Origin of the sequence: Pseudoalteromonas sp. S1612, from assembly GCF_005887175.1 — a bacterium.
In the GTDB taxonomy this organism is placed as follows: domain Bacteria; phylum Pseudomonadota; class Gammaproteobacteria; order Enterobacterales; family Alteromonadaceae; genus Pseudoalteromonas; species Pseudoalteromonas undina.
Genome location: NZ_PNDH01000064.1, coordinates 1 through 21393, shown reverse-complemented (window position 1 = coordinate 21393; position 21393 = coordinate 1). Strand labels below are relative to the sequence as shown.

Here is a 21393-nt window from a genome sequence, read left to right as displayed (position 1 = left end):
CAATAGCCGCATTTTCACCTATACTTGGCGTTTCACGAATTCAAGCGGGGGAAAATCACTGTTTTAGCGCAAGGAGACCGTCTTGTCGATTCAGGGTCAGAGGCCTGTTCGCTGCTACCTTAATATACGCTGGATAATAATACCCCCCGTTACCCACAGTAATGGCTATTTGATTGCTATGACTGTTTACTTCGGCTCATATAACCAAAACCAATAAATAATAGCGACAATAAGTAAAACGCCTAATAAATTAATTAATAACATAATTAAATCCCCTATAAATAAAGTTACGAGTTACTGGCTTTAAAATAACGTAACCGATTTGCATTAGTGACCACAGTAAGCGATGATAAAGCCATTGCCGCGCCAGCTACGACTGGGTTTAGTAGTAAACCAAAAAACGGATACAACAGCCCTGCAGCAATCGGAATACCCGCAATGTTATAAATAAACGCCCCAAACAAATTTTGTTTAATATTAGTTATGGTTGCGCCACTAATTGCAATGGCATCTGCAAGGCCATGAAGTGAGCCTCGCATCAGCGTTATATCCGCACTTTCAATAGCTACATCTGTGCCAGTGCCAATGGCAAATCCAACATCGGCTTGTGCCAATGCTGGCGCATCATTTATACCATCACCAGTCATGCCTACAATTTCACCTTGAGATTGACGCTTAGTCACTTCACTGGCTTTATCATCTGGCATTACTTGCGCTATAAAGTCTGTAATACCGACTTTGCTGGCAACGGCTTTAGCGGTCGCTTGGTTATCGCCTGTCAGCATAACCACCTGCATACCTTTATTTTGTAAGCGTTTAATGGCCTCAGCTGAGTCTTCTTTTATTGGGTCAGCAACTGCGATTATGGCATGTAATTGATTGCCAATAGCAAAGTACATCGGCGTTTTAGCAGCGTTGGCAAGCTGCTCGGCTTGAGGTATTGCCTCTGCAATATCTATATTGTGGCTTTTCATCAGTGCCTGATTGCCAAACAATAGGCTTTGCTCATTAATGGTACCGATCACACCTTGTCCAGTGATAGCATTAAAATTACTGACTTTTTCAAGGGTGATATTTTGGTTTTTAGCATAATTAACAATGGCTTCGGCTAATGGATGCTCAGAACTACTTTCAAGACTAGCTGCTAACTTTAGCACCTCGGTACTGTCGCTTTGGTTGAACGTAACCACATCGGTCACGGTTGGCTTACCAGCGGTTATAGTGCCTGTTTTATCTAAGATCATGGTGGTGATTTTAGCTGTTGTTTGTAGCGCTTCACCGTTACGAATAAGTATACCCGACTGAGCAGCTTTACCTATGCCGACCATAATTGACATCGGTGTAGCTAAGCCAAGTGCACACGGGCAAGCAATAATTAAAACTGTAGTTATTGCAACAACCGCATAAGCAATACTCGGCTGTGGGCCAAAGTTAAGCCATGCTAAGCCTGCTAGTACCGCAATAATCATCACTGTGGGTACAAATATGCCTGAAATAACATCAGCTAAGCGTCCAATTGAGGGTTTAGAGTTTTGTGCACGTTTAACCATATTAATAATATTCGCTAAGGTGGTTTCGCTGCCTATATGGGTTGCTTTAAACAACAAAGTACCACTTTTATTAATACTGCCAGCAACAACCTTGTCACCCTCACCTTTATTAACCGGCATCGGTTCACCAGTGAGCATTGATTCATCTAGTGTACTGCTGCCTTCAATAACATCTCCATCGACTGAAATTTTCTCTCCAGGGCGGACACGAATCAAGTCACCTTTAATAACTTGGCTTATAGCTACATCTTGCTCTTGGTTATCTCGGATCACCCGTGCCGTTTTAGGTTGTAAACCAATTAAGCGTTTAATCGCCTCAGAGGTGCGCCCTCGCGCCTTTACTTCAAAGGCTAAGCCAAGACTAATTAAGCCTATGATCATTGCTGAGGCTTCAAAATAAACATGTCTAGCCACCTCTGGTAATAGACTTGGCATGCTCACCACCACCATTGAATATAGCCAAGCTGTTCCCGTACCAAGCGCAATCAAGGTATCCATATTCGCTGTATGATTTTTAAATGACTGCCATGCGCCAGTATAAAATTGCTTACCCGACACAATCATTACGACTAACGTCATCACTCCAACAATAAACCAGCCAATGCGCTGAGTTTGAGTGGTGACACTCATATCAAAAATTAAACCATAAAGCATTAATGGCGCACCCAAACCCAATGCCAATACCATATTGCGCATGAGCTTTTTATAGTGCGCGTTATCAGCTTCGGCTTTTTCATCTAGGGCGTCTTGTTGAGAATCACTATTCATAGGTTTAGCTTGATAGCCAATATCAGCGACAGCGTGCATTAGCTCCCCAGCCTTAGCCGAACCTTCTACTTGCACAGTTCGATCGGCAAAGTTCATTTCAACGCGCTGCGCACCCTTTACATTTTTCAGTGCTTTCTCTATTTTAGCCACGCAACTGCCACAATTTGCGCCTTCAATCATAAAGTTTTGCGTGGTGGATTGATTACTCATAACGCTTCCTTAGTATTTTTAACTTCAGAGATTGGATCAACAAAGGTCTCTATTAAGCTACATATATCTGCACTTACAGCCCCATCAGGCGATTTATCCCACTGTTTAACCGCTGCTTGCATTCGCGTGCGTAATTTAAGTGTTTCTTGAAAGTGCTGCTCTGTTTCCTCTAGTCGCTTTGCTATTAATTGTCGTGTGAGCGGACAAGGGCACTGCCCTTGCTCCGACTGTGCAATAATTTGTTGAATATCTTTTATTGAGAAACCGAGTTGACGCGCACTAATGATAAACTTTAAACGTTGCTGATCGGCTGCGGTATACACTTGATAACCATTGCGCTCACCACGAATAGGATTAAGCAGCTTTATTCGCGTGTAATGACGAACTGTGTCTTGGGTCACGCCCATAGTATTGGCTAATTGCTTTACGTACATCATTAAACCTCTGGCTGGCTATGTAATGACAACATAATAAACCTATGTGTAACACATAGGTCAACAATTAATTAAGCATATGGCTGGGAGTGCGAAAGAAAGTTAAGATAAGAGCAGCCACAATATGTGACTGCTAAATTTGAGAGTTACTATAGTGCTTAGTTTGCTTTGCTTCGAGATTGCTTAAGTGCTTCACCAAGCTCACCCGCAATTGCTTGAATTTCAGGCATAGCGTCTTGTACTAAGGCTTGTGACATTTGCATTGATTCTTGCATTACTTGTGGCATTTTCTTCAAAATAGCCTGCCCTGACTCTGTCTTATAAAAAGCTAACATGTCGCTAATTTCTTGTTCAGTAAATTGTTTATCGTAGAGGTTAATCATCATCGGCTGCATTTTTTGCCAGCTCATTTTTGTTTTTAATACCTCGGTCATATCAGCATAATACTTGTCGAAAATTGCTTTCTCATCTGGCTTTACGCCCATTTGCACTGACATATTTTGCATCATGCCCTCAACTTGCGCATACATAGAGTCAACCATGGCATCCATGTTCATCACCTCTACCAGCTCATCAATTTTTTGCTGTTTGGCAGTTTGCGCTGCAAGGTTAGTTGAAAAAATTAAAAGTGAAAGCAGTATTACCTTACCCATATTAATATCCTTTTTGTATTTGAATTAGCGTCATAATCACATGTTCAACAAGTGTTGTAAATGGGGACAACCAAAAAACGAAAAAGCCGAATAACAGGTGTTTATTCGGCTTTTAATCGTTTATTCCCAGAGCTAATCTTTTTCGATATTATCGAGCCCTTTCGTTCCCTCTTTAGCTTTAAGCTTATGATGAATAGCGGTTTTAATCAGCATATAGCCACTAATAGGTGCAGTGATTAATAGAAATATAGTGATTAATATTTCTTTTACACTTAAGCCACTGACTGAATTAGCAAAAAATACCATAGCAGCGGTAAGTATACTCGCCATACCTAAAGTGGTGGCTTTTGTTGGCCCATGTAAACGCATAAAAAAATCAGGTAATTTAATTAAACCAATTGAGCCAATTAAAATAAATAACCCGCCTAACAGCAGCAATATTGATACGATCCATTCACTTATCATTTTAATACCTTACTCAATTATGTCGCCACGAAGTAAATACTTACATACAGCTACCGTACTTATAAAACCAAGCATGGCAATAAGTAAGGCTGCTTCAAAGTACAGCCCCGTGCCCATACTAATGCTATATAAAATAATCAAGGCAATCACGTTAATGTACATAGTATCGAGCGCTAAAATACGATCCGGTACTGATGGGCCAATAATAAGTCGCCATAGATTAAGTAATAACGACAATCCAACCATTGAAAAAACAATCAGTAATACTGTATCTAACATTGAAATATCTCCTTTAGGGGAGCTTCGTAACGTGCTTTTATTTGTTTAATAAGCGCTTGCTCATCATCTAAATCTAACACGTGAATTAATAAATAACGCTGTACCGGTTCATCGTCTTCATTAAGCGATTTAATCAGCGGGTAAACCTCCGCACTTACCGTACCCGGCGTTAAAGACACGCAGCTTGCTAAAATAGTAATTGGCATTTCATGCATTAAATCTATAGGCACTTTAACAAAGCCTGGACGCAGATTTTTTGAAGGGCCCAGTATTAATAATGCCACTTGCAAATTAGCCACTATAATATCGTAAAGTACGATTAGTAATTGCTTAAGTGCTAGCCCCGGCTTTAATATCAGCGGTTGCGGGTCTCTAAACGACATACTAAATAACGGTATTAGCAACGCGAGTAGCGCCCCTAATATAATATGCCCTACCGACACACTGTTATTTAACAAGAGCCATACTATAAATAAAAATAGACTACGAAACGGCGTAGGTAACCAACCAAAACGAGCTTGTAAGCGCATTACATACCTCCCTTAAGTACCGCATTAATACCACCACTAATATCGTGAAGCTGTGTTGCCGCCTCGAGGGCGTACTGTGTTGCCATATCACCAAAAATAACCAGTAGTATTGAACTTGCTAATAAACCAACTAACACGGTCACTTGTAGCGGGTGGGCATTGGCAGCATCGCTAGCATCACCTGTTTTGTCTTTACGTTCCCAAAACAAACTAGTACCCGCACGTGATATAGCCACAATTAGCGCTAAGCTCATAATTAAGTAAACAGGCCAAAATACCAGTGCTTGCTCGCTATTTAAGGTCGTTTTTAAAATCCAAATTTTGCCAACAAAGCCCGAAAAAGGTGGCATACCAATAACGGTTAAACCGGCAATAATAAAACACGCACCTAATAAAAATGGTTGTTTTACTGCACGTCCTCCAACTAATCGATCACCAGCTTTACCTCGTTGTGTTGCAATTAAATCAGCAAGTAAAAATAGCGCCGCAGTCACTAACGTTGAATGCACTAAATAGTAAAGCAATGCAGCGGTGGCATTTATGTTTTGGAGTGCGACTAATGCCACCAACGTCCCTACAGAAACCAGTACTAAATTAGCGGTAAGCTTACGTAAATCTTGTGCGGCTAACACCCCTATTGCGCCAATCACTATGGTGGCAATAGCCAGCGCCCATAACCAAGACTGCGCCATATGCTCAAGTTCGCCAGCTTGTTCACCAAAAATAACCGTATATACACGTAAGGTTGCGTAAACACCGACTTTGGTCATAATCGCGAATAATGCAGCAACCACAGGTGTGGCACTTGAGTAGGCGTTTGGTAACCATAAATGCAATGGTAATAACGCACTTTTAAGTGCAAATACAACGAGTAATAATAACCCGCCCGCTTTTGCTAAATAAACGTCGTCACCACTTAGCTGCGGTACTTTATTGGCCATATCAGCAATATTTAAGGTGCCTAATACTCCGTATAAAATACCTAAACCAATTAAAAATACGCTTGAACCAACTAAATTTAAAATAACGTAATGCAGAGCAGCGCGCGTTTTGGGTTTACCGCCACCGTGCATTAACAGCGCATAAGAGGCAATTAATAACACTTCAAAAAATACGAAGACGTTAAATAAATCCCCAGTTAAAAATGCACCATTTACCCCTAGTATTAAAAAATGGATTAAAGGGTGAAAAAAGCTACCTTGTTCATCATCACCAGCACAGCCATATAAAGCCACGCCAACCCCCAAAAAGGCGGTTAAAGTGACTAACAAGGTCGAGAGCATATCTGCAACCAGTACAATACCAAACGGCGCAGACCAGTTACCTATTGCATAAACAATAATACCGTTATCTTTAACCTGAATTAGCAGTAATACTGTGACTGCAAAGGTTAGAATAGCCATTAAACTAGACATAAATCGGCGTGCAAATAAGCTTTTGCCACACGGTGGAAGCAACAAAATAATTGCCGCTAACATTGGCAGTAAAATAGGCAAAGATGCTAAATGCTGAATCATTTTCTCTCCTTGCGTTTATTTTTAGTTAGGGTGCCATCAACATGGTCGTTGCCTAAATCTGCTCGGCCTCGAATAGATAAAATAACCACAAACGCAGTCATCGCAAAGCCAATTACAATGGCTGTTAACACTAAGGCTTGTGGTAGCGGGTCAGCGTAATCAGCGCCAGTCCCTAGTACCACGGCTTTATTAATTGTTAAGCGCCCTGATGAGAATAAAAACAAATTAACCGCGTAAGAAATCATTGTCAGCCCCAGTACCACTGGGAATGTACGCGCTCTTAGCAATAAAAACACGCCACAGGTGACTAACACGCCAACGCAAGATGCGTATAACAGTTCCATTAAATATTTACCTCTTCTTTCTCTGCGTTCGCGGTCATATTACCTAAGCTCGCAAGGATCATCAGCGTAGCGCCAACAACAGTTAAGTACACGCCCAAGTCAAATACAATGGCGCTGGCAAGCTCTGTTTTACCAACAAACGGAATATCAAAGTAATCAAACCAGGTAGTTAAAAATGGCTTGTCAAAGAACCAACTTCCCACACCTGTAAACATGGCAATAGCAATACCTGATGCAATAATTTTTCGATAGTTAACATCAAAGCGTTCATTTATCCACGCAGTACCATGCGCCATATATTGTAAAATAAAGGCAATAGAAGTTACGAGGCCTGCTATAAAGCCTCCTCCAGGTAAGTTATGACCGCGTAGGAAAATATAAGCAGACACTAATAGCGCTAATGGCAGTAAGCTTTGAGAAATACAAGCCAATAAAATAGGATGGCGATCTTTAGACCATGGACGCCCTTCACTATCGCTCGCTGGCATATAAAGTGGAATTCTTGATAACAGTTTAAATATGCCCAGTGCGGCAATACCTAGTACGGTAATTTCACCTAAAGTATCAAAGCCCCTAAAATCAACCAAAATAACGTTAACTACATTAGTACCACCACCGCCTGTTTTGGCGTTAGCAATAAAGAACTCAGAAATTGAATCAAGCGGACGAGTCAGTAAGGCGTAACAAATACTGGCAATAATGATCCCCACGGTAGAGGAGATAACCACATCACGTAAAATACGCAATGAGCTTGACTCTCTTGGCGTGCTTTGAGGTAAGAAAAACAGTGCCAACATTAATAGTATAATAGTGGCTACTTCTACAGTAAGTTGCGTTAAGGCCAAGTCAGGCGCTGAAAAACGGGTAAACGCCACCGACACCATTAGTCCCACAATCGACAGCATTAATAACGACACCATTCGAATTCGATGCCAAATAACGGTAGCAATTGCACCTATTATGAGTAGTCCTGCACCAATTGCGTTTTGAATATCAACCGGGGTATTAGGCACGCTACCAGCTAGCTGCTTCATTTCAAATAATGGCCAACCAGAGGCAAGTAATACAACGCCTAACATTATAAATACATAACGTTGTAATGAGCCATTTTCTGTTGATTGGATTTTGTTTTGACACCAATTGACCACTACCGCTAAAAAACGCTCGAAGATTTTTTTAGCGTTAAAAGGAGGTAACGACGCTTGGAACTGGAACAAGTACTTTCGATTAACGTAAATAAATAAACCACCAATTACCGCCATACCACTCATAAGTAGAGGTAAATTGAAACCATGCCAAATAGTCAACTTATACTCGGGCATAGCTTGACCAAGTACAGCCAGCGACGCGGCTGATAAAATACCGTCAACGACAAAGTGTGGAAAAATACCCACTAAAATACACAGTACCACTAAGATCTCTATAGGCACACGCATATAACGCGGCGCTTCATGAGGGGTACGTGGTAAATCAATTGGCTCACCATTAAAGAACACGTCATGAATAAAGCGTGATGAGTACGCCACCGACAACGCACCCGCTACAGTTGCCAGCACCGGAATTAGCCACGACATAGAGCCAAGCACTTGCTGATGTAGTGTCTCAGCAAAGAACATTTCTTTTGATAAGAAACCATTTAACAACGGTACACCTGCCATAGCGGCAGCAGCCACCATCGCCAAGGTTGCCGTATAAGGTAAGTAGCGCCACATGCCATTGAGTTTGCGCATATCACGAGTCCCGGTTTCATGATCAATAATGCCGGTTGCCATAAATAACGACGCTTTAAACGTCGCGTGGTTAATAATATGAAAAATAGCGGCAACGGTTGCAAGCTGTGTATCCAGACCAAGTAATAATGTAATTAAACCCAAATGACTAATCGTTGAATAGGCTAACAAGCCTTTTAAATCATGTTTGAATAACGCGATATAAGCGCCAAATAATAACGTGGTTAAACCGGTCAAACCGACTAATAAAAACCAAGTATCGGTACCCGCTAATGCGGGATAAAAACGCGCAAGTAAAAAGATACCTGCTTTTACCATGGTGGCAGAGTGTAAATACGCACTTACCGGCGTAGGTGCAGCCATAGCGTGCGGTAACCAAAAATGAAACGGAAATTGTGCAGATTTAGTAAAAGCACCCAGTAAAACTAATACCAGTGCTAATTCATATAAGTCGTGAGATTGAATAATCGCTTTGCTAGCTAAAATGGTGTCTAAGTCGTAACTTCCAACAATATCGCCTAACAACATTAAACCACCCAGCAAGGCTAAACCACCTGCGCCAGTTACTGCTAATGCCATGCGCGCCCCCTTGCGCGCCTCTGATTTGTGCCACCAGTAACTGATCAGCAAGAACGAGCTAATACTGGTTAGCTCCCAAAATACCCATAACTGAATCACATTGTTTGACATAACAATGCCCAGCATGGCGGTCATAAATAACATTAAGTAGCTAAATAGCTTTGGCAGCGAATCATTTTGACTTAGGTAATAACGGGCATACAAAATAACCAGCAGCCCTATTCCTAAAATCATAAATAAAAACAGTAAACTCAAACCATCTAAGCGTAAGGAAATATCCAGCCCTAAAGCAGGTATCCACTGTGCGCTAAAACGAATGGTTTCTCCCGCGAGAACCGCAGGCGCATGATAAAGTGTAATTGCAAGCGCGGCTAATGGCGCAATAGCCGTTAGGCTCGTTGCCTGATTTCGAGAAAGTTTGCCGGTGCATGCAGAAATAACACTGCCTAATAAGGATAACAGGGGTATCCAGAGCAAAGTCATAATGAAGGGCCTTTTTGAATCATAAAGTTTATCAATTCGCTACTTGTTATTATTAAATACCAAAGTGACTTGGGTATACGTTTTATGTCTGTTTTTTAACAACATTAATACGTACAGTTATACTGATAAACGCAGTTTTTGTCTATAGAAAGCGCCGCTAGCAGGATAATAATCAAACAAAAATGCCTATAAATTCATGAACTGAAGTAAAACAAGCTTAGCTTTTAAACAGTTTTCGGCAGAGTCTATAACCACTAAAATCGTGCAAATAGATCAGCATTGAGTGCTATATGGGTCTGCCACAAAATACGGTATTGCGCTGATAGCCCTAACTGTTGATATTGCATAATTGACCACTGTGCACTGGGCTTATAAGCAGTGCCACCTTGTTGGCAACTTTGGCTTTTGTGCCACCCTTTGGGAGCATCTGATTTTTTTGCAATAAATAAGTTAGGAGCAACAAACCCATCAAGCTGACATAACCACGCTTGCTTTTTTGCTGGTAAAGCGTACTCATCTTCAAAGCCATTAAAGTGCATTAATTCATGCAAAAAAACCGCGTAGCTAGCCTGTGAATTAATATGCATTAAACCATTTTTTACACTGGCAGTACCTTGTTTGGGCATCATAACGGCAAAATCGAACCCAATGGGAAGGCGCTTTTTAAGCGATGATTGTTGCCAATTGCACACAGCACGGGAGGATTCAGTACTATTGCAACTAATTGCATTACCCACATAAACTGGTTTTGAAAAACAAAAGGTATTGAGACTCGGCTCTGGGTTTTGAAAGTACGCGTTACGAAATTGATTGAGCCTGTATAAACCATCACGGTGATCGCTCAACATTAATACATTAAATGTACACTGCTTTTGTATCTCAACTTGCTCGTTTGCAAGTAAAAACCCTAACTTATCCATGAATGATGCACTCAATGTTTCTATGGGTGCTTGTTGCTGTAATTGCAGATGATAAAAGATATCGCCTTTAGGAAGCTTATTTTGATTTTTTAGTAGCGCTAAATCCTGCCAACGCTGTTGCGAAAATAACGAGTCGGCGAGTTTTTTTTGCTGTGCTCGTGTAATTTTATCCAAACTTGCTTGCCAAAATAGTTTAGCCGTTTCAGTTTGATTATTGCTTAATAATGACAACCCATAGCCATATTGAGCATCCGCTATTTTATTGCGAGCTAAGGTTGCTAAGGCTGTGGTGGGTAATTGTAATATGTGGTTTGCAAAGTAACGAGGGAATTGCCAATAACTGTCAATCACATTGGCCTTGGCATGTAATACTTGCCAAAAGCCAATGCTATTTTGTTTATTACTCGAGCCACTAATAACGCTAGCGCACAGTAATAAAGCACTTAGTTTTAAATAATTAGCCAGCGCTTTCACTGGCCATCAACTCAAGCTCTAAACGCGCATACTTATATTCTATAAATTCATGTACGTTCGTTGCTAGCGCCAATTTAAAGTAATCTGTGGCAATTGAGAGCTCACCTGCGGCTTGGTGCTGTTTAGCTAAGTAAAAATAAGCTTCACATAAACGCTGAGCGTATTCTTGTTGTGAACTTACACCATCGGCTATGCCTGAAAAAAATGCTTTTTCACTCAAATCACCCACATACAAAGCAATAAGCTGATACGCCCATTCATTTTCATCAAGGGCCGCCGCATTGGCTTTTAACGCAGCGATTGCCGCGATTTTATCTTGTGCTGCTTGAGCTAAATAAAGCCACAATACACGATAAGGGTCGTTAGGAGAGCGCTCCAAGAATGTTTTAAAGTCATCCTTTGCAAGCGTGGCTCTATCACCATAGTACAAAGCAATACCACGATTTAAATACGCATATTCATGTTCTTGGTCTAACTCTATGGCTGAATCAAAATACTCGTATGCTTTTTCGTATTGCTGCATCAAGGTATGCTGAATACCCAAAAAGTTATAGACTTCAGCCAAATCAGGCTTAAGTTTAACCGCTCGGTTAAAATCAATTCGCGATAAAGTCGTCATGCCTAAGCTATCAAACAGTACTCCACGGTCATAATAGAGCTTTGCTTGTTGTTCTGTACTCAAGTCTGCTCTGTTTAATAGCTCTGAAAAACGTGCAATGGCAATTTCATTTCTAAAATCTGATGCAAGCGGTGCAGTAAATGGCACATTAATAATAGCAGCGGGTTTAGTAGTAGCCTGACAAGCGCTTAAAGACAAAATAGCAAAAGATGCCAAAGCTAAATGTTTAAGTCTCATTAAAATCCTTAATACCGAGGTAAGTAGCAAATAGATAAGACATAAGCTGTCTTGTAAGGTTCATTCCTGTTATATGTTACTTAACGTCTTGAACACAATAGGTTGCTAACATTAAAGCATAAAAAAAGGGGCTAAACAGCCCCTTTTTATACTATCCAGTAATTATCTGGATGAAAGATTAGCAATTACGCGTCTTTAGACTCGTCAGCTGCAGGTGCTGCTGATTCCATTGCTTCTTTAATACTTAGACGTACACGGCCTTGACGGTCTACTTCTAGTACTTTAACTTTAACTTCTTGACCTTCGCTAAGGTGATCAGCAACGTTGTTAACACGCTCAGTGCTGATTTGTGAGATATGCACTAGGCCATCTTTACCAGGAAGAATGTTTACAAACGCACCGAAATCAACGATACGTACCACTTTACCTTCGTAGATAGTACCTACTTCAAGCTCAGCAGTTAATTGCTCAATACGGCTAATTGCATTTGCTGCACTTTCACCGTCTGTAGCAGCAATCTTGATTGTGCCATCATCACCGATTTCAATCGTAGTACCCGTTTCTTCAGTAAGCTGACGGATAGTTGCGCCACCTTTACCGATAACTTCTGCGATTTTCTTCTGTGGGATTTGTATCGTGTAAATACGCGGAGCAAACATAGATAACTCTTCAGAAGGTGCAGAAATCGCTTCGTCCATTACATTTAGAATGTGTAAACGTGCAGCTTTCGCTTGTTTAAGCGCGATTTGCATGATTTCTTGAGTAATACCTTCAATTTTGATATCCATTTGCAGTGCAGTGATACCGTTAGTTGTACCCGCTACTTTAAAGTCCATGTCACCTAAGTGATCTTCATCACCTAAGATATCTGAAAGAACAACAAAGTTTTCTTCTTCTTTAACTAAGCCCATTGCGATACCCGCAACTGAGGCTTTAATTGGAACACCTGCGTTCATAAGCGCTAAAGACGTACCACAAACCGATGCCATTGAAGATGAACCATTTGATTCAGTAATTTCAGATACAACACGGATTGAATATGGGAAGTCAGTCAATGTTGGCATTACAGCTTGGATACCACGCTTAGCTAGGTTACCGTGGCCGATTTCACGACGCTTAGGAGAACCAACAAAACCAGTTTCACCTACACAGAACGGAGGGAAGTTGTAGTTAAGCATAAAGTGGTTTTTGTGCGTGCCAGTTAAATCGTCGATTAACTGTGAATCACGTTCTGTACCAAGTGTTGCTGTTACTAATGCTTGCGTTTCACCACGTGTGAAGATTGCAGAGCCGTGAGTACGTGGAAGTACGCCCGTCATTACATCTAGAGCACGGATCATATCTGGTTCACGACCATCGATACGTTTTTCGCCAGCAGCGATACGGCCACGAACGATTTTCTTCTCAAGTGAACCGAATACTTTACCTACTTCTTGCTTATCAAGCGTTTCGCCTTCAGCAAGTTCGCTTGTTAGAGCTTCAACAACCGCATCTTTTGCAGCAGTTAATGCTTCTTTACGCGCTACTTTATCAGTAATACGGTAAGCTTCGCCTACTTTATCAGCAGCAAGAGTTGCTACTTTCTCTTCTAATGCAACGTTTTTCTCAGGTGCAGTCCAATCCCAAGTAGGCTTGCCTGCTTCTGCTTTAAATTCGTTAATTGCATTGATGATAGACTGTGATTGCTCATGGCCATATACAACCGCGCCTAGCATTACGTCTTCAGCAAGTACGTCTGCTTCTGATTCAACCATAAGTACTGCGTTATCAGTACCAGCAACAACTAAGTCAAGTTGGCTCTCTTCAAGCTCTTTTAGTGTCGGGTTAAGTACGTATTCACCGTTAATGTAACCAACACGTGATGCACCAATTGGACCGCTGAACGGGATACCAGAGATAGCAAGTGCTGCTGATGTACCAATCATCGCAACCATATCAGGTTGGATTTCAGGGTTTACAGAAACAACAGTCGCGATAACTTGTACTTCGTTTACGAAACCATTTGGGAAAAGTGGACGAATTGGACGGTCAATAAGACGTGCAATAAGTGTTTCGCCATCGTTAGGACGACCTTCACGCTTAAGGAAACCACCTGGGATACGACCAGCAGCGTACATACGCTCTTGGTAGTTAACTGTTAGTGGGAAGAAGTCTTGACCTGGTTGAGCTTCACGCTTACCAACAACCGTTACTAGTACTGACGTGTCGCCAATGCTTGCTAGTACTGCGCCGTCAGCTTGACGAGCGATAGCACCTGTTTCTAGCGTCACTGTGTGTTGACCTAGTTGAAATTCTTTTATAATTGCTTGCACTTAAAATATTCCTTAAATGTATTTTTAGTATTAATTAAGTTTTCATCAAAGTACCAATTACAGTACATAATTGTATTCAGTTGGAAATCAATTAAGTACTACAATTGGCAATGATGTAAATAACCGTAAATAAACCTTTTTATCTACGCGCCATAGTATATAACAAAGTCAGGTAAAATTGCGAGCTTAGTCCAGAGATAAACGCGTTGCTAAATTGTGTACTTTGCTGTTACTTACAATGTGGCTTTTAGCTGATATTTCAAGGGGGTTAATCGATGTGGATAGTGGGTATGGGGAAATTTAGACACAAAAAAAGGAGCTAAAAAGCTCCCCTTTTGATAATCAAGTTCTTAGCGACGTAGGCCAAGCTCTTTGATTAACGCAGTGTAACGCGAGATATCTTTACCTTTAAGGTAATCAAGCAGTTTACGGCGAGTGCTTACTTTACGAAGCAGACCACGACGTGAGTGGAAGTCATGCTTGTGATCAGCAAAGTGACCTTGAAGCTTGTTGATATCAAAAGTAAGTAATGCTACTTGTACTTCAGGTGAACCAGTGTCGCCTTCAGCGCGTGCGAATTTAGCAATGATATCGATTTTTTCTTGATTGCTTAGTGACATAATAACTCCAAAAGTTAAATTTAATAGGTGCTTTAGCCGATCACTAATTCAGCCAAAACGATTAAGCGGGCGTATTCTACCAATTATCAGCATAACTACAAGTTAAACTTTACTCTGGTTGTTGATTAGACAAGCCGCGCTTTGATTTTAAATGGCCATCAGGATTACGTTCACCCGTACCAATAAATATTCCGTCAGCCAGTACCTTTATTGCACCTTCAGGCAGGGCTTTACCCAACACCACAGCTTGACCATGGCTAAATGCCATTCCCTGCTCTTTAGTAATTTCCACAACGGGTAAATCAACTAACGCGGTATCCATTGGCAATAATAGTTCGTCAAGGTAAGTGGAAGGCGCAACGTCTTGTTCTTTCGCTTGATTTAATAACGCTTCTAACTGCTCAAGTGTGACCATTTTATCTGCAGGGTAATGCCCAACAGCACTACGATGCAGCATAATCACATGCGCGCCGCAGCCTAAGTTTTCACCTAAGTCATCAACGATAGTACGAATATACGTACCTTTAGATACATGTGCAGTCATTTGTATCTCGTTAGCTTGCTCATCAAACTCATCAAGCGTTAAGCTAAATACGTTAATTTTTCGACATTTGCGAGGAACTTCTATGCCTTCACGCGCATATTTATATAAAGGTTTACCTTCATATTTAAGCGCTGAATACATTGATGGATATTGGTCTGACTCACCTAAAAACTTAGCAATCTCTTCGCTTAGTAATTGGGAAGTAACATTCACATCGCGAGTTTCGACCACTTCGCCATCAGAGTCTGATGTGGTAGTACGTTCACCTAGCTTAGCTCGAACAACATAGGTTTTATCTGTATCGAGTAAAAACTGGGTAAACTTAGTCGCTTCACCAAAACAAATTGGCAGCATGCCGGTCGCAAGCGGATCAAGCGCACCTGTGTGCCCCGCTTTTTGCGCAAAATAAATACCTTTAGCCTGCTGTAATGCCTTGTTTGATGAAATGCCTTCTGGTTTGTTTAACAACAAAATACCATCAACTGGACGGCCTTTACTGCGTCTTGCCATTAGTCTTTAGTGCCTTCTTCGCTATCTGTTTCATCATCAACATGCTTAGCGTTATCTTCACGAATGATAGAGTCCACTAAGTTAGAGATGCGCATCCCTTCCATTAATGAGTTATCAACCACAAATTTAAGCTCTGGCATAATACGTGCGCGAATACGTTTACCTAGTAACGAACGGATATAGCCCGTTGCTTCGTTCAGTACTTTTGCACTTTGTTTTGCTGCATTTTCGTCTTCAGTGTTAAACACGGTGATAAAAACTTTGGCATAAGATAAATCGCGCGATACTTCTACCGCAGACACTGTCACCATGCCTAAGCGCGGATCTTTAATTTCGCGTTGTAGAATCACAGCAATTTCTTTTTGAATTTGCTGAGCAACACGATCAGTGCGAGAAAATTCTCTCATTTCACTTTCCTAAAATTATAACTTATTGAAAAACAATAATAAGTTAACTAAATAATGGATACACAAATGGGGGCTGAGCCCCCATTTAAAATCTTAGCATAGGTTATGTTGGGCTATCGAGGTACGACCTTGAATGTCCAACAACACCTAACAACAATTAAAGACTACGTTGTACTTCAACTGTTTCAAATACTTCGATTTGGTCACCAACGCGAACGTCATTGTAGTTCTTAACGCCGATACCACATTCCATGCCGTTACGAACGTCTTGTACGTCATCTTTAAAGCGACGTAATGACTCAAGTTCACCTTCGTAAATAACCACGTTATCACGAAGTACACGAATTGGTGCGCTACGTTTGATAGTACCTTCAGTAACCATACAACCAGCAATTGCGCCAATTTTTGGAGACTTAAATACATCACGTACTTCAGCAAGACCAATGATCTCTTGTTTAAACTCAGGAGCAAGCATACCAGACATGGCTTGCTTAACTTCTTCGATAAGTGCGTAAATTACGCTGTAGTAACGAAGGTCTAAGTTTTCAGAGTCAATCACTTTACGCGCTGATGCATCGGCACGAACGTTAAAGCCAACTACGATTGCGTTAGACGCTGCAGCAAGAGTTGCATCTGTTTCAGTGATACCACCAACACCAGAACCAACAATCTTCACTTTTACTTCATCAGTAGAAAGTTTAGTTAGTGAGTCTGAAATTGCTTCAATTGAACCTTGAACGTCTGCTTTAAGTACCACGTTAACTTCAGACACGTCGCCTTCAGTCATGTTAGTAAACATGTTTTCAAGCTTCGCTTTTTGCTGACGCGCTAATTTAACATCGCGGAATTTACCTTGACGGTAAAGTGCAACTTCACGTGCTTTACGCTCGTCTTTAACTACTGTCGCTTCATCACCTGCAGCTGGAATACCAGAAAGACCTAAAATCTCAACAGGGATAGAAGGACCCGCAGATTTAATGTCTTTACCGTTTTCATCGCGCATTGCACGAACACGGCCATACTCAAGACCACATAATACAATGTCACCTTGGTTAAGCGTACCTGATTGAACAAGGATAGACGCTACTGGACCACGGCCTTTATCAAGACGTGATTCAATAACAACACCTGCAGCCATACCTTCGCTAGGTGCATTTAGTTCTAACAGCTCAGATTGCATTAATACTGCTTCTAAAAGGTCATCAATACCAAGACCTGTTTTAGCTGAGATGTGAACGTATTGCGTATCACCGCCCCAATCTTCTGGGATAACGTCTAGCTGAGCTAGCTCGTTTTTAACACGGTCTGGATCTGCGCCTTCTTTATCCATTTTGTTAACAGCAATGATTAAAGGAACGCCAGCTGCGCGAGCATGCTGTACCGCTTCTTTAGTTTGTGGCATTACACCATCATCGGCTGCAACTACTAGGATTACGATATCAGTCGCTTTTGCACCACGAGCACGCATAGATGTAAATGCGGCGTGACCCGGAGTATCTAGGAAAGTGATCATGTTGCCGTTAGTTTCAACGTGGTATGCACCAATGTGCTGCGTAATACCACCGGCTTCGCCTGAAGCAACTTTAGCTGAACGAATGTAATCAAGCGTTGACGTTTTACCGTGGTCAACGTGACCCATAACAGTTACTACTGGAGCGCGAGGCTCAGACTTACCATCTTCATGGCGGTCGTTAAGTACTGTTTGCTCTAATTCGTTTTCTTTAACGATGATAACTTTATGGCCCATTTCTTCTGCAACAAGTTGCGCAGTTTCTTGGTCAATAACTTGGTTAATCGTAACCATGTCACCCATTTTCATCATTGTTTTTACAACTTCAGCGCCTTTAACAGCCATGCGTGACGCAAGCTCAGCAACTGTAATTGTTTCACTAATACGCACTTCGTTTTTAACATCAGCCGTTGGTTTTTGGAAACCGTGCTGTAATGACGCTGGCGCTTTTAGCTTACCTTTTTTACCTTTAGACGCTGCAAATTTATCTTTTGCTGGCGCTTTTTTCTTTTTCTTCGCACGGCGTGAGCCTTGCTCTTCGCGAGCATCTGCTACATCTTCTGCTTCACGTGCGTAAGTTGAAGTCGTAAGGTGGTGATCCGCGGTTTCTTCGCGTTTCTTACGTTCTTCTTCTTCTTTCTTCCAGCGTGCTGAATTCTCTTCAGCTAGCTTTCTTGCCTCTTCTGCTTGACGTTTCGCTTCTTCTTCAGCTTTCTTCAATGCGGCCTCTTCTGCTTCTTTTTGCAGACGCTCAGCTTCGATGCGATCTTTCTCAGACTTAGCACTTTGCTCAGGGGTCATCTGCTGTTGTTTCGCTTTACGCTCAGCATCTGCTTTGCGTTTAGCTTCTTCTTTGGCTTTACGATCAGCGTCTTCTTTCGCTTTACGTTCTGCCTCTTGTTTCGCTTTCAATTCTGCGGCTTCTTGTTCAGCTTTTTGCTGCTCTTCAAGACGCGCTTTTTCTTCAGCGGCTAGACGTTGCTGTTCTTGCTCTTGCTCAACAGCACTTTTTTTCACGTAAGTGCGGGTTTTGCGAACTTCAACTTGCACAGCCTTTGCTTTACCCGTAGAGCCAGTCACACTTAATGTGCTTTTGCTCTTACGTTGCAATGTCATACGCGCTGGACCTTCAGATCCAGTACCGCCATGTTGCTTGCTTAGGTGATCAAGTAACGTTGCTTTTTCAGCTTCTGTTACATTATCGCCTGCTTGTTTAGTAATACCGGCTTGTGAAAACTGCTGTAGCAATTTATCAACAGTTGTACCTATATCACCGGCTAGTTTTTCAACATTTACTTCTGCCATAGTCTCTAATACCTCCGTTAATAAATTACTCGTCTGCAAACCAACAAATATTACGTGCAGCCATAATTAGCTCGCCCGCTTTCTCTGCAGATAGCTCTGTAATATCTACAAGCTCATCAATGCCTTGCTCAGCTAAGTCTTCAAGTGTTACTACACCCTTACTTGCCATAACAAATGCTAAATGACGCTCTAAACCTTCAAGCGCAAGTAAGTCTTCAGCAGGCTCAGCGCCTTCTAAGCTTTCTTCCGTTTTAAGGGCTTTCGTTGTTAATGCATCTTTTGCACGTGAACGTAATACGTCCACTGTTTCTTCATCTAAGCCGTCGATTTCTAAAAACTCAGAAGCAGGTACATACGCAACTTCTTCAAGTGTTGAGAAACCTTCGTTGATAAGTAATGACGCAAACTCGTCATCAATATCTAAGTTTTCAGTAAATAAGTTAATTAACTTATCTGACTCAGCTTCGTTCTTAGCGCGCATTTCATCAACGGTCATTACGTTTAATTCCCAGCCAGTTAACTGGCTTGCTAAACGTACGTTTTGACCATTACGACCAATAGCTTGTGCTAAGTTATCAGCTTCAACAGCAATATCCATTGAGTGAGTGTCTTCATCCATTACGATTGAAGCCACTTCTGCTGGTGCCATTGCGTTAATAACAAACTGTGCTGGGTTGTCATCGTAAAGTACGATATCAACACGCTCACCGCCAAGTTCTGACGATACCGCTTGAACACGTGCGCCACGCATACCAACACACGCACCTACAGGGTCTATACGCTTATCATTAGACTTAACTGCGATTTTAGCGCGTGAACCTGGATCACGAGCTGCGGCACGTAATTCAATCATCTCTTCGCCAATTTCTGGCACCTCAATGCGGAATAATTCCATCAGCATTTCTGGTTTAGAACGGGTTACAAATAACTGTGCACCACGTGCTTCTGGTTTAACTTCATATAGAAGACCACGAATACGATCGCCTGGGCGGAAGTTTTCACGTGGCAGCATGTCGTCACGGTAAATAACCGCTTCTGCGTTATTACCTAAATCAAGTACGATTGCATCACGCGTTGCTTTTTTAACAACACCCGTCACTAGCTCGCCTTGCTGATCTTTGTACGCTTCAACCACTAAGGCACGCTCTGCTTCACGTACTTTTTGTACGATTACTTGCTTAGCCATTTGTGTTGTTATGCGGTCAAATTTAATTGATTCAATCTGCTCTTCTACGTAGTCGCCCATTTTCAAGTCTGGTTCTTCAACTTGAGCAGCTTCTAACGTGATTTCGCTGTATGGATTCTCTAAAGAACCATCTTCTAATACTTCAGCTATTTGCCAGCGACGGAATGTATCGTAATCGCCAGTTTTACGGTCAATTGCAACACGTACATCAATTTCACCATCATGCTTTTTCTTTGTCGCTGTCGCTAATGCGAACTCTAGAGCTTCAAAAATCTTTTCTTTTGGAACCGCTTTCTCATTGGAAACGGCTTCAGCAACCAATAATATCTCTTTTGCCATGGGTAATGCCTCGCTTGCCCTATTCCTTCGCACTCGAATTAAAACTTTGCGATTATGTTCGCACGTTCAATGTTACTAAGCATGATTAAATGCTCTGCACCATCGCTAGATAATGTGATCATATCGCTGCTAACTGCTATTAAGTCGCCTTTAAAATTACGGCGACCGTCTTGTGGAAGCTTAGTACGCACGCGTACTTCCTCTCCTTGCGCCTGCTCGTAGTGATCTTGTTTGAATAATGGACGATCAACACCAGGAGACGACACTTCCAAATCATATTCGTTTGTAATCGGGTCTTCGACGTCTAAAATCGCACTAATTTGACGACTGGCATCTGCGCAGTTGTCAACTGAAATTCCATCCTCGTGAGCAATGTATACTCTTAAGGTAGAATGGCGACCCGCTTGTACAAACTCAAGACCATGTAATTCAAAGCCTAGCATTTCTACCGCAGGCGTTAACATGGTTACTAAATCTTGTTCAAGTTTTGTCACGAAAATCCTCCATACAAACAAAAAAAGGGCTTATAGCCCTAAAATACTGAGTTTAAATTTTGATTTAATCGATAAACATTAAATCAAACGGTGCAGATACAACAACGCCCCGAACCAAGCGGGGCGTCACACCAAAAAACGCAAAACTGTGTGGCCTAGGGCCAAGCTTGGTTGCGAGTCAGTACCCTGACCAAATTAAACTTCATTAGCTTAAACGCAAAACGCGCATTACTTAGAATGCGCGATATAAAGTAGTAAGTTTAAACCTACTATTAAGATTGGTTGCGGGAGCCGGATTTGAACCAACGACCTTCGGGTTATGAGCCCGACGAGCTACCAGACTGCTCCATCCCGCGCCAATAGATAAAAAGATT

The 21393-nt window shown here is 41.6% G+C and carries 18 protein-coding genes and 1 tRNA gene; all 19 read right to left on the bottom strand.

Annotated features, from left to right (window positions below; all coding sequences use genetic code 11):
* Positions 1–287: 287 nt before the first annotated feature.
* A complete protein-coding gene (locus CWB78_RS17445) occupies positions 288–2528 on the bottom strand; it encodes a heavy metal translocating P-type ATPase (RefSeq protein WP_138596709.1) in 2241 nt (746 codons plus the stop codon).
* Positions 2525–2962: a MerR family transcriptional regulator gene (locus CWB78_RS17440; RefSeq protein ID WP_138596719.1), complete on the bottom strand. Its 438-nt coding sequence runs from the start codon at positions 2960–2962 to the stop codon at positions 2525–2527. Before CWB78_RS17440 ends, CWB78_RS17445 begins: the two co-directional genes overlap by 4 nt.
* A gap of 158 nt (positions 2963–3120) precedes the next feature.
* Positions 3121–3615, bottom strand: coding sequence for a DUF2059 domain-containing protein (locus CWB78_RS17435; RefSeq protein ID WP_055011750.1), 495 nt, complete (start codon positions 3613–3615; stop codon positions 3121–3123).
* A gap of 132 nt (positions 3616–3747) precedes the next feature.
* Positions 3748–4080, bottom strand: a complete 333-nt coding sequence (locus CWB78_RS17430; RefSeq protein WP_008114566.1) for a Na+/H+ antiporter subunit G — start codon at positions 4078–4080, stop codon at positions 3748–3750.
* Between the two features lie 9 nt (positions 4081–4089).
* Positions 4090–4359 carry a K+/H+ antiporter subunit F gene (locus tag CWB78_RS17425; protein WP_008114565.1) on the bottom strand — a complete coding sequence of 90 codons (270 nt, stop codon included), beginning with the start codon at positions 4357–4359 and terminating at the stop codon, positions 4090–4092.
* The gene (locus CWB78_RS17420) at positions 4353–4889 is read right to left on the bottom strand and encodes a Na+/H+ antiporter subunit E (protein ID WP_054202162.1); all 537 of its coding nucleotides are present in this window, start codon (positions 4887–4889) and stop codon (positions 4353–4355) included. Before CWB78_RS17420 ends, CWB78_RS17425 begins: the two co-directional genes overlap by 7 nt.
* Entirely contained in the window at positions 4889–6406 is a 1518-nt protein-coding gene (locus CWB78_RS17415) for a monovalent cation/H+ antiporter subunit D (RefSeq protein WP_138596707.1), read from the bottom strand. The genes CWB78_RS17420 and CWB78_RS17415 overlap by 1 nt, the downstream gene beginning before the upstream one ends.
* Complete coding sequence (locus CWB78_RS17410; RefSeq protein ID WP_054202160.1) at positions 6403–6750, bottom strand: Na+/H+ antiporter subunit C; 348 nt, start codon at positions 6748–6750, stop codon at positions 6403–6405. Before CWB78_RS17410 ends, CWB78_RS17415 begins: the two co-directional genes overlap by 4 nt.
* Positions 6750–9542: a monovalent cation/H+ antiporter subunit A gene (locus CWB78_RS17405; RefSeq protein ID WP_010391400.1), complete on the bottom strand. Its 2793-nt coding sequence runs from the start codon at positions 9540–9542 to the stop codon at positions 6750–6752. Before CWB78_RS17405 ends, CWB78_RS17410 begins: the two co-directional genes overlap by 1 nt.
* Before the next feature lie 254 nt (positions 9543–9796).
* A complete protein-coding gene (locus CWB78_RS17400) occupies positions 9797–10936 on the bottom strand; it encodes a hypothetical protein (protein ID WP_138596705.1) in 1140 nt (379 codons plus the stop codon).
* On the bottom strand, positions 10920–11792 hold the full coding sequence (gene nlpI / locus CWB78_RS17395) for a lipoprotein NlpI (RefSeq protein ID WP_138596703.1): 873 nt from the start codon (positions 11790–11792) through the stop codon (positions 10920–10922). The genes CWB78_RS17400 and nlpI overlap by 17 nt, the downstream gene beginning before the upstream one ends.
* Positions 11793–11977: 185 nt before the next feature.
* Complete coding sequence (pnp, locus tag CWB78_RS17390; RefSeq protein WP_138596701.1) at positions 11978–14104, bottom strand: polyribonucleotide nucleotidyltransferase; 2127 nt, start codon at positions 14102–14104, stop codon at positions 11978–11980.
* 350 nt (positions 14105–14454) lie between these two features.
* Positions 14455–14724 (bottom strand): 30S ribosomal protein S15, encoded by a 270-nt coding sequence (rpsO, locus tag CWB78_RS17385; protein WP_006793376.1) that lies wholly within the window; start codon positions 14722–14724, stop codon positions 14455–14457.
* A gap of 109 nt (positions 14725–14833) precedes the next feature.
* The gene (gene truB, locus CWB78_RS17380) at positions 14834–15778 is read right to left on the bottom strand and encodes a tRNA pseudouridine(55) synthase TruB (RefSeq protein ID WP_054202156.1); all 945 of its coding nucleotides are present in this window, start codon (positions 15776–15778) and stop codon (positions 14834–14836) included.
* A complete protein-coding gene (gene rbfA / locus CWB78_RS17375; RefSeq protein ID WP_008467148.1) occupies positions 15778–16185 on the bottom strand; it encodes a 30S ribosome-binding factor RbfA in 408 nt (135 codons plus the stop codon). The genes truB and rbfA overlap by 1 nt, the downstream gene beginning before the upstream one ends.
* A gap of 157 nt (positions 16186–16342) precedes the next feature.
* Positions 16343–19000 (bottom strand): translation initiation factor IF-2, encoded by a 2658-nt coding sequence (gene infB, locus CWB78_RS17370; protein ID WP_054202155.1) that lies wholly within the window; start codon positions 18998–19000, stop codon positions 16343–16345.
* Between the two features lie 25 nt (positions 19001–19025).
* On the bottom strand, positions 19026–20525 hold the full coding sequence (nusA, locus tag CWB78_RS17365) for a transcription termination factor NusA (protein WP_010391392.1): 1500 nt from the start codon (positions 20523–20525) through the stop codon (positions 19026–19028).
* 38 nt (positions 20526–20563) lie between these two features.
* Positions 20564–21019 carry a ribosome maturation factor RimP gene (rimP, locus tag CWB78_RS17360; RefSeq protein WP_008114543.1) on the bottom strand — a complete coding sequence of 152 codons (456 nt, stop codon included), beginning with the start codon at positions 21017–21019 and terminating at the stop codon, positions 20564–20566.
* Positions 21020–21298: 279 nt separating this feature from the next.
* Positions 21299–21375: transfer RNA gene (locus CWB78_RS17355), tRNA-Met, on the bottom strand.
* Positions 21376–21393 lie beyond the last annotated feature (18 nt).

Coding starts and splice junctions, on each gene's coding strand:
- rbfA (WP_008467148.1), bottom strand. CDS start 16,185: ATGAGAGAATTTTCTCGCACTGATCGTGTTGCTCAGCAAATTCAAAAA.
- truB (WP_054202156.1), bottom strand. CDS start 15,778: ATGGCAAGACGCAGTAAAGGCCGTCCAGTTGATGGTATTTTGTTGTTA.
- CWB78_RS17420 (WP_054202162.1), bottom strand. CDS start 4,889: ATGCGCTTACAAGCTCGTTTTGGTTGGTTACCTACGCCGTTTCGTAGT.
- nlpI (WP_138596703.1), bottom strand. CDS start 11,792: ATGAGACTTAAACATTTAGCTTTGGCATCTTTTGCTATTTTGTCTTTA.
- CWB78_RS17440 (WP_138596719.1), bottom strand. CDS start 2,962: ATGTACGTAAAGCAATTAGCCAATACTATGGGCGTGACCCAAGACACA.
- CWB78_RS17415 (WP_138596707.1), bottom strand. CDS start 6,406: ATGATTCAGCATTTAGCATCTTTGCCTATTTTACTGCCAATGTTAGCG.
- nusA (WP_010391392.1), bottom strand. CDS start 20,525: ATGGCAAAAGAGATATTATTGGTTGCTGAAGCCGTTTCCAATGAGAAA.
- CWB78_RS17405 (WP_010391400.1), bottom strand. CDS start 9,542: ATGACTTTGCTCTGGATACCCCTGTTATCCTTATTAGGCAGTGTTATT.
- CWB78_RS17445 (WP_138596709.1), bottom strand. CDS start 2,528: ATGAGTAATCAATCCACCACGCAAAACTTTATGATTGAAGGCGCAAAT.
- CWB78_RS17430 (WP_008114566.1), bottom strand. CDS start 4,080: ATGATAAGTGAATGGATCGTATCAATATTGCTGCTGTTAGGCGGGTTA.
- CWB78_RS17410 (WP_054202160.1), bottom strand. CDS start 6,750: ATGGAACTGTTATACGCATCTTGCGTTGGCGTGTTAGTCACCTGTGGC.
- infB (WP_054202155.1), bottom strand. CDS start 19,000: ATGGCAGAAGTAAATGTTGAAAAACTAGCCGGTGATATAGGTACAACT.
- rpsO (WP_006793376.1), bottom strand. CDS start 14,724: ATGTCACTAAGCAATCAAGAAAAAATCGATATCATTGCTAAATTCGCA.
- CWB78_RS17425 (WP_008114565.1), bottom strand. CDS start 4,359: ATGTTAGATACAGTATTACTGATTGTTTTTTCAATGGTTGGATTGTCG.
- CWB78_RS17435 (WP_055011750.1), bottom strand. CDS start 3,615: ATGGGTAAGGTAATACTGCTTTCACTTTTAATTTTTTCAACTAACCTT.